General features: G+C 41.4%; 12 protein-coding genes, 3 tRNA genes and 2 rRNA genes. 16 read left to right on the forward strand and 1 reads right to left on the reverse strand.

The window, feature by feature from the left end:
• Nucleotides 1-72: 72 nt before the first annotated feature.
• The 10 genes from EI546_RS15910 (at nt 73) to EI546_RS15950 (ending at nt 7,555) form a co-directional block, all read left to right on the forward strand.
• Nucleotides 73-149 (forward strand) — tRNA-Ala (locus EI546_RS15910).
• A 113-nt stretch (nt 150-262) separates the two neighbouring features.
• A tRNA-Ala gene (locus EI546_RS15915) sits at nt 263-339 on the forward strand.
• A gap of 113 nt (nt 340-452) precedes the next feature.
• Nucleotides 453-529, forward strand: a tRNA-Ala gene (locus tag EI546_RS15920).
• Nucleotides 530-765: 236 nt separating this feature from the next.
• Nucleotides 766-3,601: ribosomal RNA gene (locus tag EI546_RS15925) — 23S ribosomal RNA — on the forward strand.
• Nucleotides 3,602-3,813: 212 nt separating this feature from the next.
• Nucleotides 3,814-3,922 (forward strand): 5S ribosomal RNA (gene rrf / locus EI546_RS15930).
• 220 nt (nt 3,923-4,142) lie between these two features.
• The gene (locus EI546_RS15935) at nt 4,143-5,411 is read left to right on the forward strand and encodes an IS4 family transposase (RefSeq protein WP_240673202.1); all 1,269 of its coding nucleotides are present in this window, start codon (nt 4,143-4,145) and stop codon (nt 5,409-5,411) included.
• A 37-nt stretch (nt 5,412-5,448) separates the two neighbouring features.
• Nucleotides 5,449-5,850 (forward strand): hypothetical protein, encoded by a 402-nt coding sequence (locus tag EI546_RS15940; RefSeq protein ID WP_128251471.1) that lies wholly within the window; start codon nt 5,449-5,451, stop codon nt 5,848-5,850.
• A 12-nt stretch (nt 5,851-5,862) separates the two neighbouring features.
• Complete coding sequence (locus EI546_RS16365) at nt 5,863-6,297, forward strand: helix-turn-helix domain-containing protein (protein WP_205649748.1); 435 nt, start codon at nt 5,863-5,865, stop codon at nt 6,295-6,297.
• Nucleotides 6,298-6,311: 14 nt separating this feature from the next.
• Nucleotides 6,312-7,163, forward strand: coding sequence for an IS3 family transposase (locus EI546_RS15945; RefSeq protein WP_240673132.1), 852 nt, complete (start codon nt 6,312-6,314; stop codon nt 7,161-7,163).
• A gap of 200 nt (nt 7,164-7,363) precedes the next feature.
• The gene (locus EI546_RS15950; RefSeq protein WP_128251472.1) at nt 7,364-7,555 is read left to right on the forward strand and encodes a hypothetical protein; all 192 of its coding nucleotides are present in this window, start codon (nt 7,364-7,366) and stop codon (nt 7,553-7,555) included.
• Nucleotides 7,556-7,862: 307 nt separating this feature from the next.
• Here EI546_RS15950 and EI546_RS16295 read toward each other — a convergent pair whose 3' ends face one another.
• Nucleotides 7,863-8,036, reverse strand: a complete 174-nt coding sequence (locus EI546_RS16295) for a hypothetical protein (protein ID WP_164905260.1) — start codon at nt 8,034-8,036, stop codon at nt 7,863-7,865.
• 284 nt (nt 8,037-8,320) lie between these two features.
• Here EI546_RS16295 and udk point away from each other — a divergent pair, with 284 nt between their 5' ends.
• The 6 genes from udk (at nt 8,321) to EI546_RS15980 (ending at nt 16,615) form a co-directional block, all read left to right on the forward strand.
• Nucleotides 8,321-8,941, forward strand: coding sequence for a uridine kinase (gene udk / locus EI546_RS15955; RefSeq protein ID WP_128251473.1), 621 nt, complete (start codon nt 8,321-8,323; stop codon nt 8,939-8,941).
• A gap of 38 nt (nt 8,942-8,979) precedes the next feature.
• Complete coding sequence (locus EI546_RS15960) at nt 8,980-9,273, forward strand: FtsB family cell division protein (RefSeq protein WP_240673133.1); 294 nt, start codon at nt 8,980-8,982, stop codon at nt 9,271-9,273.
• Nucleotides 9,266-10,672, forward strand: a complete 1,407-nt coding sequence (locus tag EI546_RS15965) for a methylmalonyl-CoA mutase subunit beta (RefSeq protein WP_128251475.1) — start codon at nt 9,266-9,268, stop codon at nt 10,670-10,672. Before EI546_RS15960 ends, EI546_RS15965 begins: the two co-directional genes overlap by 8 nt.
• Nucleotides 10,669-10,857, forward strand: a complete 189-nt coding sequence (locus EI546_RS15970) for a hypothetical protein (protein WP_128251476.1) — start codon at nt 10,669-10,671, stop codon at nt 10,855-10,857. Before EI546_RS15965 ends, EI546_RS15970 begins: the two co-directional genes overlap by 4 nt.
• A complete protein-coding gene (scpA, locus tag EI546_RS15975) occupies nt 10,850-12,985 on the forward strand; it encodes a methylmalonyl-CoA mutase (RefSeq protein WP_128251477.1) in 2,136 nt (711 codons plus the stop codon). Before EI546_RS15970 ends, scpA begins: the two co-directional genes overlap by 8 nt.
• 1,062 nt (nt 12,986-14,047) lie before the next feature.
• On the forward strand, nt 14,048-16,615 hold the full coding sequence (locus EI546_RS15980) for a T9SS type A sorting domain-containing protein (protein WP_128251478.1): 2,568 nt from the start codon (nt 14,048-14,050) through the stop codon (nt 16,613-16,615).
• The last annotated feature ends 263 nt before the right edge of the window (nt 16,616-16,878 follow it).

The following is a 16,878-nucleotide window of genomic DNA, read 5'->3' on the forward strand; positions in this document are numbered from 1 at the left end:
TATTGAAGGAAATTCTAGAAGTTGGGATTCGACGTTCATAATTCTGAATTCATAATTCTGAATTACTAAAACGGGGAATTAGCTCAGCTGGCTAGAGCGTCCCGAGCTTGCCTCGGGAAGGTCACCGGTTCGACCCCGGTATTTTCACAGATTACTTGTTCCCCAGGGAACAAAACGTTCATTAAGCACATATTGAAGGAAATTCTAGAAGTTGGGATTCAACGTTCATAATTCTGAATTCATAATTCTGAATTACTAAAACGGGGAATTAGCTCAGCTGGCTAGGGCGTCCCGAGCTTGCCTCGGGAAGGTCACCGGTTCGACCCGGGTATTTTCACAGATTACTTGTTCCGCAGGGAACAAAACGTTCATTAAGCACATATTGAAGGAAATTCTAGAAGTTGGGATTCAACGTTCATAATTCTGAATTCATAATTCTGAATTACTAAAATGGGGAATTAGCTCAGCTGGCTAGAGCGCTACGCTTGCACCGTAGAGGTCATCGGTTCGACTCCGATATTCTCCACCACGGACAACAATCGTTGTTCCCGTTAGCTGCCCGTTATCCGGGCCCGGGAGCGGTGAGGATCCAGACAGTTCATTGACATATTGGAAACAAAGAATACGAGAGAAGTAATAATTAAGTCTCAATGTTCAACAAACAATTATCAATGCTCAATTGAGCGTTGAAAGTTGATACTTGAATATTGAGCGAAGAACAACTCATTAAAAGAGCAAAAACCTGCCATACGGCAGGTAAAAGTACAATAAGCAAAATAAGGGCGTATGGGGAATGCCTAGGCTCTCAGAGGCGATGAAGGACGTGATAAGCTGCGAAAAGCTGCGGGGACTGGCACATACAGGTTGATCCGCAGGTATCCGAATGGGGCAACCCAGTACATTGAAGATGTATTACCGCGCAAGCGGGGCAAACCCGGGGAACTGAAACATCTAAGTACCCGGAGGAAGAGAAAACAACAGTGATTCCGATAGTAGCGGCGAGCGAACTCGGATTAGCCCAAACCGGGCGGTTTACGGACCGTCCGGGGTTGTAGGACCGCGACATTTGGTGCCTTACGAACAAGAACACGTTGGAAAGCGTGGCCATAGACGGTGATAGCCCGGTATTGGTAAGGACGGTTGCCGATAGTGGTATCCTGAGTAGTGCGGGGCACGTGAAACCCTGTATGAATCTGGCGGGACCATCCGCCAAGGCTAAATACTCCTGAGAGACCGATAGTGAACCAGTACCGTGAGGGAAAGGTGAAAAGAACCGTGAACAACGGAGTGAAACAGAACCTGAAACCATACGCCTACAAGCGGTCGGAGCCAATTTATTTGGTGACGGCGTGCCTTTTGCATAATGAGCCTACGAGTTACTGTTGCCAGCGAGGTTAAGGTCCTAAGGACCGGAGCCGCAGCGAAAGCGAGTCTGAACAGGGCGCTTTAGTTGGTAGTAGTAGACGCGAAACCGTGTGATCTACCCTTGGGCAGGCTGAAGTTTGGGTAACACCAAATGGAGGGCCGAACCCGTTGACGTTGAAAAGTCTTGGGATGACCTGAGGGTAGGGGTGAAAGGCCAATCAAACTCGGAAATAGCTCGTACTCCCCGAAATGCATTTAGGTGCAGCGTTGACATTATAGTTTTATAGAGGTAGAGCTACTGATTGGATGCGGGGGCTTCACCGCCTACCAATTCCTGACAAACTCCGAATGCTATAAAATGTTGGTCAGCAGTGAGGGCATGGGTGCTAAGGTCCATGTCCGAGAGGGAAAGAACCCAGACCATCAGCTAAGGTCCCCAAATGTATGTTAAGTTGAAAAAACGCGGTCGGACTGCACAGACAGCCAGGATGTTGGCTTGGAAGCAGCCATTCATTTAAAGAGTGCGTAACAGCTCACTGGTCGAGCGGTCCGGCATGGATAATAATCGGGCATAAACATACTACCGAAGCTATGGTCCCGACTTTACGTCGGGAGGTAGGGGAGCATTCCGTATGCGCCGAAGGTGTGCCGCGAGGTATGCTGGAGCGTACGGAAAAGAAAATGTAGGCATAAGTAACGATAATGCGGGCGAGAAACCCGCACTCCGAAAGACCAAGGTTTCCCCAGCTATGCTAATCAGCTGGGGGTCAGTCGGGACCTAACGCGAACCCGAAAGGGGTAGTGGATGGACAACGGTTTAATATTACCGTACCTGCCCGCGCCAAAAGCGACGGAGGCGGAAACTGGGTGCGCACTGACGGAATAGTGCGTTGAAGGGAGTGGCAACACCCCGATAGTACACTGAGGCCCCGGCCAAGGTGATAATCCCGGGTACCGACTTCCAAGAAAAGCGAGCGAGGCAGCCCGTACCCCAAACCGACACAGGTGGTTGGGAAGAGCATTCCAAGGAGCTCGAGAGATTCATGGCTAAGGAACTAGGCAAAATAGACGCGTAACTTCGGGAGAAGCGTCGCCCCCAGCAATGGGGGCCGCAGTGAAAGAGTCCAGGCGACTGTTTATCAAAAACACAGGGCTCTGCAAAATCGAAAGATGAAGTATAGGGCCTGACACCTGCCCGGTGCTGGAAGGTTAAGAGGAGATGTCATCCTTCGGGAGAAGCATTGAATTGAAGCCCCAGTAAACGGCGGCCGTAACTATAACGGTCCTAAGGTAGCGAAATTCCTTGTCGGGTAAGTTCCGACCTGCACGAATGGTGCAACGATCTGGACACTGTCTCAGCCATGAGCTCGGTGAAATTGTAGTATCGGTGAAGATGCCGATTACCCGCTGTGGGACGAAAAGACCCCGTGCACCTTTACTATAGCTTAGTATTGGTTTTGGATAAGCAATGTGTAGGATAGGTGGGAGACTTTGAAGCTGCGTCGCCAGGCGTGGCGGAGTCATTGTTGAAATACCACCCTTTGCTTGTCTAGAGTCTAACCCTTGAACAAAGGGGACAGTGCTTGGTGGGTAGTTTGACTGGGGTGGTCGCCTCCAAAAGAGTAACGGAGGCTTCTAAAGGTTCCCTCAATACGGTTGGCAATCGTGTGCAGAGTGCAATGGCATAAGGGAGCTTGACTGAGAGACCAACAAGTCGATCAGGTACGAAAGTAGAGCATAGTGATCCGGTGGTTCCGCATGGAAGGGCCATCGCTCAAAGGATAAAAGGTACGCCGGGGATAACAGGCTGATCTCCCCCAAGAGCTCATATCGACGGGGGGTTTGGCACCTCGATGTCGGCTCGTCACATCCTGGGGCTGGAGAAGGTCCCAAGGGTTGGGCTGTTCGCCCATTAAAGTGGCACGCGAGCTGGGTTCAGAACGTCGTGAGACAGTTCGGTCTCTATCTACAGTGGGCGCAAGAAATTTGAGTGGATCTGATCCTAGTACGAGAGGACCGGATTGGACCGACCGCTGGTGCACCAGTTGTCCCGCCAGGGGCACCGCTGGGTAGCTACGTCGGGAAGGGATAAGCGCTGAAAGCATATAAGCGCGAAACCCACCACAAGATGAGATTTCTTTAAAGGGCCGTGGGAGACTACCACGTTGATAGGCCGCAGGTGCAAGGGCAGCAATGTCACAGCCGAGCGGTACTAATAGCCCGTAAGCTTATGTACGTCCTCCCCCGGCCCCCTCCCAAGGAGGGGGAGCAACTCAGACTTGCAGCCGTGGAAGGCAACTCTTTTAAAAGGTCAGTTCACTTTTCCCCTATACTTTGTTTCCATAATGTCAAGATATTTTCCCAGCGAACGCTGGGGGGCATTAGTAGATTGGGCATAAGGCATTGGTAACAACCAATCCCTACAACCCGGTCCCTAATTCCTAAAACCAAGGTGGTTATAGCGACGGGGCTCACCTCTTACCATTCCGAACAGAGAAGTTAAGCCCGTTTGCGCCGATGGTACTGCATCTCGTGGGAGAGTAGGTCGCCGCCTTCCTTAAAACCTCCACCATTTATTTGGTGGAGGTTTTTTTTATGGGATATACCAAATGGACGCTCCCACGTGGGCAATGTCATTAAGTTAGCGTGTTAAATTGTTGATTTTCAGTAATATACACTTGTTTTTCATTCAAATAAATCGTATATTTAACTGATAATCAATGACTTATTTATGAAAAAAAACCGCTAATTTTATCCTTGAAAAGATAAAGGCAACGATTTTTAGCAATGAGCTAAAAACGGAGTTTAAAGTTTCAAACGAACATTTTACTAGAAACAGAAAACAATGTTTTCCAATCCTTCTTTTATTTATGTTGAACTTCCTAAGAAAAAGCCTATCCCTAGAAATAGAGAATTTCACCAGCTTGCTTAAGGCTGGTTCTAATTCGAAATTTACCAAGAGCGCTTTTGTACAGGCCAGAAAGAAGATTAGGCCTGAAGTGTTCGATGAGCTCTCCCGAGTATTGCTGAACGAATTTTATACCGATAATGTTCCAGCGATAAAGTTATGGAACGGGTTTAGGCTATTGGCGGTAGATGGAACTCGAATTACCCTGCCGATCACTGATGAGCTCAAAGCAATTTATGGGGAGACCAAGAACCAATCCAGTACTGTTTTGGTTCAGGCAAGATGTTCCGTTATTTATGACGTACTGAATAAATATGTCCTCGATGGTATTTTGGCCCCCGTAGTACGGGGAGAAAGAGATCTGGCCCTTACCCATCTTGAGCATTGTAAAAGTAATGACTTGATTATCTACGACAGGGGGTATCCGTCTTATAATTTTATACAGCAGCATGTCAAAAGTGAATTTGATTATTTGATGCGGGTAAAGACAAGTTTTAGCGGTTTGGTCATGGATTTTGAAAAGAGCAGAAAGAAGTCACTTGTGGTAGCGATATATCCAGGCAAAAATGCCAAACTCACAGATAAAGAATATACTAAGAACTGTCCTATAAAAGTACGGCTGGTGAGAATTGAGCTGGGCAAGGGGAACGTCGAGATTTTAATGACCTCGTTGTTGGACAGCAATCTGTACCCGACAAGTCAGTTCAAGGAGCTATACTTCAAAAGATGGGGCGTAGAGACTTTTTATGACGAGCTCAAAAACAAATTGAGAGTCGAACACTTTTCCGGCTATTCAAACCAGAGCATTCTACAGGATTTTAAGGCAGCATTATTTGTAAGCAATGTACAGACCTTGATTGTCAGTGAGCTCGAAGATGAGCTTAAGGATATTAATCGGGGGAAGAAATACGATTATAAGGTCAACACAAATATATCTTATGGGCTTTTAAAGAATAGAGTAGTAAAGTTATTTCTTGATGAAAAAACAGATGGAAGCGACATTGTAGAAGAACTTAAATCCTTATACAAATCGCATTTGGTCCCTAGTAGGCCCAATCGAAAATCAGAAAGAAACCCTGGGAAATATCGCGCAAGAATAAAGCCAAAAATAACTAAGAATCAGAAAGATGGAGTTTGAGAAAACCTTAACTTAATGACATTGCCCACGTGGGTGGGTGGTAGGGGCGGGGAAGGCCGGTTGTGTTCTTTCCGATCTGGTTCCCGCCCCTGCCGTTCCTCTTATTATAAACGCCTTCCTTAAAACCTCCACCATTTATTTGGTGGAGGTTTTTTTTATGGGATATACCAAAAGAACTCTCCCACGTGGGTGGGTGGTAGGGGCGGGGAAGGCCGGTTGTGTTCTTTCCGATCTGGTTCCCGCCCCTGCCGTTCCTCTTATTATAAACGCCTTCCTTAAAACCTCCACCATTTATTTGGTGGAGGTTTTTTTTATGGGATATACCAAATGGACGCTCCCACGTGGGTGGGTGGTAGGGGCGGGAAAGGCCGGTTGTGTTCTTTCCGATCTGGTTCCCGCCCCTGCCGTTCTGTCCCGTCCTGAAATAGCGATACACTAAAATTTTAGTGTAATGAAAACATCAGAAAATGCTGGGTATGTCAAGCGTACCCAAAAAGATTATTCGATTTCTTTTAAACTTCAAGTTGTGCAGGAAATTGAACTTGGTCAACTAGGAAGGACAGAGGCCTGCCATAAATATGGTATCCAGGCCAAATCTACAGTTAGAGAATGGTTGCGAAAATATGGTACTTTTGATTGGGAGAACCAATCCCAAAAAGTTGTGGCAAAAACACCTGAACAGAAGATTCTAGAACTGGAAGCTAAGATAAGGTTATTAGAAAAGCAGAAGAACCGTGCGGAGCATCTCGCCGAAAGAGCAGATAAGAAGGCGATAATATTTGATATGCTTGTAGATCTGGCTGAAAAGGAATATCAAATTGATATCAGAAAAAATTACACACCCGACTTATCGATCTCTTCAAAGAAGAGCACAAAGAAACATTAGTTTCCACCTGTGATTTGCTCGGGGTAAATAGACAGGTATATTATAGATCAAAAAAGACTAAACTGCATAAACAGTCCATTGCTCAAAAGGTAATAGTGATGGTGCGGGAGATCCGAATGATTATGCCCAGATTGGGCGGTAAAAAACTATATTTTTTACTTAAAGATCAATTGTCACCTCTTAAAGTAGGGAGAGATAAACTCTTTAGAATATTAAGCGCTAACCATATGCTGATAACTCCAAAAAGACAGTACCATATTACAACAAACTCGCACCATCGATTTAGAAAACATAAAAATCTTGTAAGCACATTGGATATAGAAAGACCAGATTCTGTATGGGTAAGCGATATAACATATGTAGGGACCAGAGCCAATCCATCGTATCTGGCATTGATTACGGACGCATATTCAAAAAAGATCGTAGGGTATAATGTATCGACATCACTTTCTGTGGATGGTTCAGTAAAAGCTTTGGAAATGGCTCTGAACAATCGAAAACAAAGAGAGTATCCATTAATACACCACTCTGACCGGGGATTGCAATATTGCTCAAATGACTATCAAAAATTATTGGATGATAATGGGATCACCCCAAGCATGACCGAAAAATACGATCCTTACGAAAATGCAATCGCAGAGCGGATAAATGGAATTTTGAAACAAGAATTTGACATAGCAAAAAACGTCAAGGATTTTAGTTTAAAGCAGCAACTTATTGCAGGTGCAATAAAAACATACAACAATGTAAGACCACATTTTTCCAATCATATGCTAACACCAATACAAATGCACGGACAAAATAAATTGAAAAGAAAACAATACAAATCAAAAAAGCTGAACAATGACGTCATTGTTCAGCTTTAATTAATAAATTTAATCCTTTAATAATCTGTATCGGTTATTTACGACTAGACATATACCAAAAGGACGCTCCCACGTGGGTGGGTGGTAGGGGCGGGAAAGGCCGGTTGTGTTCTTTCCGATCTGGTTCCCGCCCCTGCCGTTCCTCTTATTATAAACGCCTTCCTTAAAACCTCCACCATTTATTTGGTGGAGTTTTTTTTATGGGATATACCAAATGGACGCTCCCACGTGGGTGGGTGGTAGGGGCGGGAAAGGCCGGTTGTGTTCTTTCCGATCTGGTTCCCGCCCCTGCCGTTCCTCTTATTATAAACGCCTTCCTTAAAACCTTCACCATTTATTTGGTGGAGGTTTTTTTTATGGGATATACCAAATGGACGCTCCCACGTGGGTAGGTGGTAGGGCCGGGAAAGGCCGGTTGTGTTCTTTCCGATCTGGTTCCCGCCCCTGCCGTTACTCTTCTTATAAACGCCTTCCTTAAAACCTTCACCATTTATTTGGTGGTGGCTTTTTTATGGGCCAAGCCGCCTGCGCTCAACGATGTGGGTGACAGGGACGGGAAATCGATAGGGGAGGATATTTTACATTTGATCCTTTCTTGTCGTTTTCTGCCGAATTTATTTTACAAAAGTCTTTCGATCTTTTTTGCTAGAACCTGTATAATGTTCAGGGAAGCTTTCCCAAGGTTTAACCAAAAATGGATTAAAAAACAGAATTAATGGAAATGTATTTATTGAGAATATAACAGAAAGATCTTTCAATTGAATCCTTAACTGCAAGAGCGATTGCAGCGGCATCCTCCTGGCCCGCTTTAGGGGCCAGGAGATATAGCGGAAAGCGCGGTGCCCCGCCTTTTTCTGGCGGGGGACTTGCCATAAAAAATCAGCATTTATTCTGTTCAAGTGTTTTAATTTATGGCATTGTGAAATGATACAGAGTCCACGTTGAAAAGATTAATATCAGTTTCTGCTGTTAGGTCCTACGGGACAACCAAGTCCTAATATATTTTTTTCTAGATCAAGAAGACTACTTAAAAGCGTCTTTAATTTAACTACTGTTGATTTTTCCCTTATAAATAAAACTGGCATTACTTAGCGAACGGTCAAACTTCAAATGCAAACTTAAATCCTTTTAACTACATTTGTACAAACCTATAATCCATGCTTATAATTGGAATCACCGGTGGCACCGGGAGCGGCAAAACAACAGTGGTAGAACAAATAGTGGAGGAGCTTCCGCCGGACGAGGTATGCGTGATTTCCCAAGATTCGTATTATCATGATACCAGTCATCTTTCCTTGGATAATAGGACGAAAATAAATTTTGATCATCCTCAGGCTATCGATTTCGATTTATTGGTTTCCCATTTAAGGGAATTGAAAAAAGGAAATTCCTTTGAACAACCCGTTTACTCGTTTGTGGAGCACAATAGAACGGGTGAGACGATAACCACTTCTCCGAAGAAGGTTATCATCGTGGAAGGAATATTGATTTTTACCCATCCAGAAATCCGCGAAATGTTCGATATTAAAATTTTCGTTCATGCGGATAGCGATGAGAGACTAATACGAAGATTAAAGCGTGATATTACCACGCGTGGAAGAGATATTAACGAAGTATTGGCCCGATATCAAAATACGCTGAAGCCAATGCACCTACAATTTATTGAGCCAACTAAGGAATTTGCGGATATTATTATTCCAACAAATAAGTACAATACGGTGGCGGTAGATTTAATCAGAACCATAATCCATCAGAAACTGAACCATATAGAATCGTGAAATTTTCCAAAATTAAAAATAACAAGTGGTTTCGTTTTATGAGCAACAAATATGTGCTTATAATGATTCTTTTTATAGTTTGGATGGTGTTTTTCGATACCAATTCGTACCTTATCCATAGAGAATTGGATAAGGAGATTGATGGATTAGAAGATAATACCGAATTTTATCAAAAACAAATAGATCACGACAAGTCATTTATACAAAAAATGGATAATAGTGATGAAATGGAAAAATTTGCTCGTGAAAAATATTATCTCAAAAGGGAAAATGAGGATATTTTTATAATCGAGCACGAGGATAGCATTCAGAAAAATAAAAGTAATGAGTGAATTTTTGTTTAAGGAGTTTGATGGTGTTTCTGCCAAACAGTGGAAACAGAAAATACAGTATGATCTGAAAGGCGCTGATTACAATGAAACCCTCGTATGGCAAAGTCCGGAGGGGGTCAACGTTAAGCCTTTTTACCATAGCGATGATTTCCCCACTGGATTTCAGAAAATTCCCGGTCAACCGGATTCTTGGAAAATTGCACAGGAAGTATTTATAGATGATGAGGCAATAGCAAATAATATTGCCCTTGATGCTCTAAATCGCGGTGCAGAATCTATTGTATTCAAAGCAGACGCGGAATTTGATACTGAAAAAGTGCTTAAGGATTTTCCATTTGAAAGGTCTCCGATTTATTTTGAGTTTGGATTTCTTTCCGAAGGATTTTTAGGTTCACTGATGACTTTCCTACAAAATCAAAAAGCTACCGTTTATTACAATATTGATATAATCGGTAAACTTGCTAGAACCGGAAATTGGTTCCTTAATGAAAAAACTGATTTTCAAATTCTGACGGATTTGGTCCAAAAACAAACGACGGCCAATATTCTCGGTGTCGATGTATCCTTATATCAAAATGCTGGTGCCAACATCGTACAACAACTGGCGTACGCTTTAGCTCACGCCAATGAATATTTTAATCTTGTCTCCTCAACTCCGCTCGGAGACCGTGATCGTTCCAATAGTGGAGCCGAGGGGGATTTAAAAATAGCCTTCAAGCTTTCAGTCGGTTCAAATTACTTTTTTGAAATCGCAAAAATCCGTGCCTTACGTAAACTTTATAGCATCGTGGCCAAGGAATATGGGTTTTCGCAAACTTGTCATATTATTGCGGTTCCTTCAGAAAGAAATAAGACCTTGTACGATTACAATGTAAATATGCTCCGTACTACAACCGAATGTATGAGCGCAATTTTGGGAGGTGCGGATGCCGTTTGCAATCTTGCTTATGATGGTATCTATCACAAAAGCAATGAATTTGGTGAGCGTATTGCGCGGAACCAACTTTTAATTCTGAAAAATGAAAGTTATTTTGATAAGGTAAGCAATCCATCCGATGGAACTTATTATATAGAAAGTCTAACCGATGAGTTGGCTACCAAAGCCTTAGTGGTTTTTAAGGATATTGAAAAAGGGGGAGGATTTATGAAACAATTGAAGGAAGGAATTGTTCAGAAAAAAATTAAAGAAAGTGCTGAGAAGGAACAAACTCTTTTTAATAATGGCGGATTGAAACTGCTGGGTACCAATTACCATCAAAATAAGAGAGACAGAATGAAAGAAAATTTAGAGCTTTTTCCTTTTGTAAAGCACAATCCCGTCAAGACGCTTATTGCCCCTATCATAGCAAATAGATTATCTGAAATAACCGAACAAGAACGTTTAAAACAGGAATCATGACTCAAGAATCAGCTTTAGGAATTATCGTTGGAATCATTTTTATAGTTTTGGGATTAACTCTTCTAACTCGCTACAAAACTTTAACCTCCCATAACTACTTTCGGGTGCTTATCTTCTTTGTGGCATTGTTATTACTGGGTTTTGGAATATATATGGGAATAGCAGGATTTTATTGGAATGAATAGAAAAAATTTACAACATATTGATTTTAAAAATTCAGAATTCGGAATTCAGAATTCTGAATTACTCCAGGATAGGGACAATTCAGGGGATAATGATTCCAAAAGGGAATATTGTGATGAAGACATTTCCCATTTGGAACATTTGGATTTTGTGGCGGGTATCGCACCCTTTTTACGAGGACCTTATTCAACCATGTACGTTCGTCGTCCTTGGACAATTCGGCAATATGCAGGTTTTTCGACTGCGGAAGACAGTAACGCATTTTATCGACGAAATCTTGAGGCTGGACAAAAAGGACTTTCTGTAGCTTTTGACCTTGCCACACACCGTGGGTACGATAGCGACCACGAAAGGGTAGTTGGTGATGTAGGTAAAGCGGGAGTAGCCATCGATAGCGTGGAGGATATGAAAATCCTTTTTGACCAGATTCCTCTTGACAAGATGAGTGTATCTATGACCATGAATGGAGCTGTGCTTCCTATAATGGCTTTTTATATTGTTGCTGCCGAGGAGCAGGGTGTTTCTCCAAAGGATTTGGCTGGTACCATTCAAAACGATATTCTCAAGGAATTTATGGTGCGAAATACTTATATCTATCCACCAACTCCTTCTATGAAAATTGTGAGCGATATTTTTAAATATGCTTCCAAGAATATGCCCAAATTCAACAGCATTTCTATTTCGGGATACCATATGCAAGAGGCTGGAGCAACTGCGGAGATTGAATTGGCCTATACTTTGGCAGATGGGCTGGAATATATCCGTACGGGAATAAAAGCGGGAATGGATATAGATGTTTTTGCTCCCAGACTCTCTTTTTTCTGGGGAATCGGGATGGACCATTTTACTGAAATTGCGAAATTAAGAGCTGCACGGATGTTGTGGGCGAAAATCGTAAAACAATTCAATCCAAAAGATGAAAAGTCGCTCGCTCTGCGTACCCATTGTCAGACCAGTGGTTGGAGTCTTACTGAGCAAGATCCTTTTAATAATGTAGCTCGTACAACTATAGAAGCAGCTGCGGCTGTTTTTGGAGGTACGCAATCGCTGCACACCAATGCTCTGGATGAGGCTATTGCTTTGCCCACAGATTTTTCTGCACGTATAGCCCGAAATACCCAGATTTTTCTTCAAGCGGAAACCCAGATAACCCGAACGGTAGATCCATGGGCAGGAAGTTATTATGTTGAAAAACTTACCGATGATATTGCCAAAAAAGCCTGGGCTTTAATTGAAGAAGTGGAGGAACTTGGGGGAATGACCAAAGCAATTGAGGCTGGAATTCCCAAGCTTCGGATTGAGGAGGCTTCGGCAAAAAAACAGGCACGAATAGATAGTGGTCATGATATTATTGTGGGAGTAAATAAATACCGACTTGCCATAGAAGATCCGCTGCAGATTTTGGATGTTGATAATCAAAAGGTCCGATTGGCACAGATTGATCGGTTAAACAAGATAAAAGCTGAACGTGATATCCAAAAAGTGAAAGAGGCACTTGACCGTTTAACAGAAAGTGCTAAAACAGGCGAGGGAAATTTATTGGCTTTAGCAGTAGATGCTGCGAGGTATCGTGCGACTTTAGGAGAAATATCAGATGCTTTGGAAATAATTTTTGGAAGATATAAGGCCGAAATTAGATCAATAAGCGGTGTATATAGCAAAGAAATGGAGAAGGATAAATCTTTTGAAAAGGCTAGGGAACTGGCAGATAAGTTTGCAGAACTAGAAGGCAGACGTCCGCGCATTATGATTGCCAAAATGGGACAGGATGGTCATGACCGCGGGGCAAAGGTAGTTTCTACAGGTTATGCCGATGTTGGTTTTGACGTGGATATTGGTCCTCTTTTTCAAACTCCACAGGAAGCTGCTAAACAAGCGGTGGAAAATGACGTGCATATTCTAGGTGTTTCCTCTCTTGCCGCAGGTCATAAAACCTTAGTGCCTCAAGTTATTGAAGCTTTAAAAAAATATGATAGGGAAGATATTATGGTAATTGTCGGTGGCGTAATTCCCCACCAGGATTACCAATATCTGTTTGATGCTGGCGCTGTAGCAGTTTATGGCCCTGGTACGAGAATAAGTGATGCCGCGATTGAAATGCTGGGAGTTTTGCTGGATGGGTTGGAGTGAGTTGGGATAAGGTCTGACAATATTCTTAATATATTTTGGGTATTGAGGTTAGGTGGAATAATCTTATATTTCCCGAGTTTATACTGCAAAATATTAAGGTTAATGATAAGGCCGCTTAATGGAATTATGTGAAAAAATCAGGCCAAGTCTTAGCTATTTCCGAATAGAGTTCTTCGATATTTAACCGTACTTTTGCCCACAGTTTTAAAAACCCTTTACTTGCCCGAGCGTATGTCAATTACCTGAACACATATTAACGCACTTATTTTTTTTTGCCGTACAAAACTACGGGTCAAAATAAGAAATAACACCCAGGGACACCAAAGGAGATCTCCAGTTAATCTTAAGTGTTTGAAAATAAGATCGCTGGGTACCTAAAAATCATAAGATTGAAAAGTTGCGGAAGTTAGGAGTTTGGGCAGTTATAACTTATCAGATCCTTTGATGTGTTTATAATCCTCGTTGAAAATTTTTTAATCAAATAAAAAATAATTTTATATAAGAAAGGGGGCTCCAATATGGGGTCCTTTTTTGGTTTAATGATTTAAGTTGCGAAATTCTTATTACCGCCCGTCTTATCTCAAGACGGCTTTTTTATTTTAGTAGTAAGAGCAATTCCCACATTCCATATATTAGAATAAATAGGCGCGAAACTACTTTCATCCAGAACAAAAATAATCGATAATTCCAAAAAAAACCAAAATAGAGTATATTAAATAAGAACTTCTATCTTTAGGGAATTGCTATATATTTATAGATTATAATGACGAATAATCAATATTATGAGTATTGAATAAATTATGCTAAATCGACGTTAGATCCAGTATTTATGGGCTTTCTCTATGGATTTTACGTCTTTCCTCAAAAATTAAAATTTCGATAGTTTCAAACATTATGTGTGCCTACCAATAATAATTTCCCTAATTTCTTAAAAAATTTAATTTTTATAAAATATATATGATATATAGTGATTTTTATTATATTTGGGTTAGGATTTTAAGGGAGATGCCGAAAACCCTGTTGTTTAAAAAAAAGTAGGCTTATTTTAATTATCATACCAAAATGAATAATCGTTACTCTTTTATTCCTGCTGCTGAACAAAAAATAATGGTGAAAGGTTTATTCCTTGCTTTATTAATGATTTTTCCAGCACTGGTTTTCGCGCAGACTTTAGATCCAAATGGTCCTTATAAAAATGTCTCCAAGCCTGTTGAGAATGATCTTCTAGGCCCCAAAACGGATTCGGGGGAATTCCGAGAAGACCAAATATTACAAAAAGACCAAATTTCTAGAATTCCATATAGTGTGGAAGGGAGTCACAGTATTGCCGAAATTTGGGAAAACTTCAATTCATCGGTCTCTGAAATTTGCAGTAGAGGATCTGAAAATTTAAGTTTCGAGGATCTTTATGATGTCAATAATTATGCTTTTGCGGATGATTTTGAAGTGGAATCCAATGAAAAATTTGTTGTTGAACAACTTCGATTCACATTTCTTATGGATAATATTAGAGATGTAAATCAATTAATTATCAAGTTTTATAAGGATAACAGTGGAAATGGACCGGGAGAGGAGATCACATTTTCTCTGGCTGGAACCCATTCGGATTATACACGCGTTGGAACTTATGATTCGCAAAAAGATATATTTATAGGAACGATAACTTTTGGCACTCCCGTAGAGTTTCCCGGAGGGGTTAATGGCAGACGATATTGGGGTGCTCTTGAGATGAGTGATGACGGACCTACCAATTCCATTGTGTTTATAGGAACCGAAATCGGTCCTACACAGACATTTTATGTAAACCGAACAGGTTTTTGGGAAAAGAATACTACCGCCTATTCTGGAGTGTTTCCACAGGATTTGATTCTTTCATTTATAGGAGATTGCGACCCAGGATATGTATATTATAACAATAATTGGTCTCCTCAAGATCCGGATGGGGTATCGCTTCCTACAGATAACTTTACAGTGCTTAACGGAACGGCTGTCCTTAATTCCGCTACTGACGTCCACAATATAATTATTCGGCCGGGCGCTAAATTGGAGGTGAAGGATGTCTTGAATCTTTATGGAGATATTAAAATAGAAGGGGATCTCATTTTTGTGAGCAGTGCGACGGGTGATGGGCAACTTGGGCATGTGGCTTCCACCTCCAATATAATCGGTGATGCCACAGTGCAGCGATATTTCTTGGATAAACGCACCTATAGAATGGTAACGTCGGCAGTTACTACCACAACCACTATTCGTGATAATTGGCAAGAAGGAGTTAACAATACAGGAACATCTTTTCCGGGAGATAATTTGAATCCAAACCCAGGTTACGGGACTCATATTACGGGAAGTCTCACGGGACAAAATGGTTTCGATGCTACATTAACCGGCAACCCATCAATGTATACAGTAGACACTGAGCAACAGTCATTTGTAATTGTTCCCAATACAAATATAAGTAAATTAGTTGCGGGCTTTCCCTACTTATTGATGGTGCGTGGCGATAGAAGTATTAATTTGACAAACAATTTCTCTCATGGATCTACCGTATTGAGAGCAAAAGGAAAACTATTCAAGGGCAATATGCTCCAGGAATTCCCCACACAAGAATTAGGTAACTTTGCAATGTTTGGGAATCCTTATCAGTGTGCCGTAGATGTCAATGAGCTTTTTGCTAACGCTACGAATGTTAATATTAATTTCTATTATGTATTTGACCCTTTGTTGGGACCAAATGGGGGATATTCGACAATTCAGCTACCAGATGGGTCAAGTATTGTAAACTCAGAGGCCAATCAGTTTTTACAACCTGGTCAAGGTGGGCAATTTGCTACAATTGCGCCAGGTCCGTCGCAATTGACTTTTGAAGAGGACGATAAGGCACCAGGTGAATTCACTGCTTCTAGTGCTACTGGAAATGATGATCAAGATAAGTTAGTTGTAAAGCTTTTTAATGCGGAAAATCTTAATAATGGAGGTGGGATGCACGATGGTTTGGGAATTATGTTTGGGCCGGATAATAGCAATGAAATAAATTCTTTTGATGCTAGAAAACCATTTAATTTCTATGAAAATCTTGGGATTAACAACAACGGTGTCATTTTAAGTATTGAAAAAAGAGCAATGCCAGAGATTGAAGAAGTTTTTCACCTATATAGCTCGGGTTATAGTGAAAATGATTATGCCTTGAAAGTTGAAATTACGGGATTGGATGATTTTTCCTTTTATCTTGAAGATGCTTTTACGGGTAGTAGCACCCTATTATCAGATGGAGAAACAAATTATTCTTTCTCTGTAAACTCCAATTACCCTGAGAGTAAGGCATCCGACCGCTTTTCAATCAGAACTGCAGAGCGTTTGGGTGTTGACAGCAATAACCTTCTCAGCGGAATTAGTCTTTACCCGAACCCTTGGAGGGCAGGAAATGTTTATCTAAACGCGCCACAGTTAAACGGACAGCAAGTTGAAGTAACTATTACCGATTTAACAGGAAGAATGATATATGACCAAGTTCTGGGATGTGACAATAGCACTATAACCCTTCCTATTAATAGTGGATTAAACACTGGAGTTTATTTAGTGACTCTAAAATTTGAAGGTCAAGAGAATACTTTCAGATTGATTAAACAATGATTTATTGAAATAGCCTTATTTATCTAAATTGAAAAGAAACCGACTAATTTTTAGTTGGTTTCTTTTAGTTTTGATATCTCGGGATATATCTCTTTTTCCTAGAAAAACCTTTCAGGCCCTCACCTTAATCCATATTTCTTTGATTATAGCAAATATTAAATTACAAGAGAAGGTAATGAAAAGGATACATTCCAACTAAGGTTTAATTGAGGGATCCAATAGCCACCATAAGGTTATTGTGAAGAACGACCGTGTAGTCCTAT

This window comes from Aequorivita sp. H23M31, from assembly GCF_004022485.1.
In the GTDB taxonomy this organism is placed as follows: domain Bacteria; phylum Bacteroidota; class Bacteroidia; order Flavobacteriales; family Flavobacteriaceae; genus Aequorivita; species Aequorivita ciconiae.

Excerpts from the sequence above, each read along its gene's own strand:
- EI546_RS16365 (WP_205649748.1), top strand. The coding sequence starts at position 5,863 with ATGAAAACATCAGAAAATGCTGGGTATGTCAAGCGTACCCAAAAAGAT.
- EI546_RS15950 (WP_128251472.1), top strand. The coding sequence starts at position 7,364 with ATGGGATATACCAAATGGACGCTCCCACGTGGGTGGGTGGTAGGGGCG.
- EI546_RS16295 (WP_164905260.1), bottom strand. The coding sequence starts at position 8,036 with ATGGCAAGTCCCCCGCCAGAAAAAGGCGGGGCACCGCGCTTTCCGCTA.
- udk (WP_128251473.1), top strand. The coding sequence starts at position 8,321 with ATGCTTATAATTGGAATCACCGGTGGCACCGGGAGCGGCAAAACAACA.
- EI546_RS15960 (WP_240673133.1), top strand. The coding sequence starts at position 8,980 with ATGAGCAACAAATATGTGCTTATAATGATTCTTTTTATAGTTTGGATG.
- EI546_RS15965 (WP_128251475.1), top strand. The coding sequence starts at position 9,266 with ATGAGTGAATTTTTGTTTAAGGAGTTTGATGGTGTTTCTGCCAAACAG.
- EI546_RS15970 (WP_128251476.1), top strand. The coding sequence starts at position 10,669 with ATGACTCAAGAATCAGCTTTAGGAATTATCGTTGGAATCATTTTTATA.
- scpA (WP_128251477.1), top strand. The coding sequence starts at position 10,850 with ATGAATAGAAAAAATTTACAACATATTGATTTTAAAAATTCAGAATTC.
- EI546_RS15980 (WP_128251478.1), top strand. The coding sequence starts at position 14,048 with ATGAATAATCGTTACTCTTTTATTCCTGCTGCTGAACAAAAAATAATG.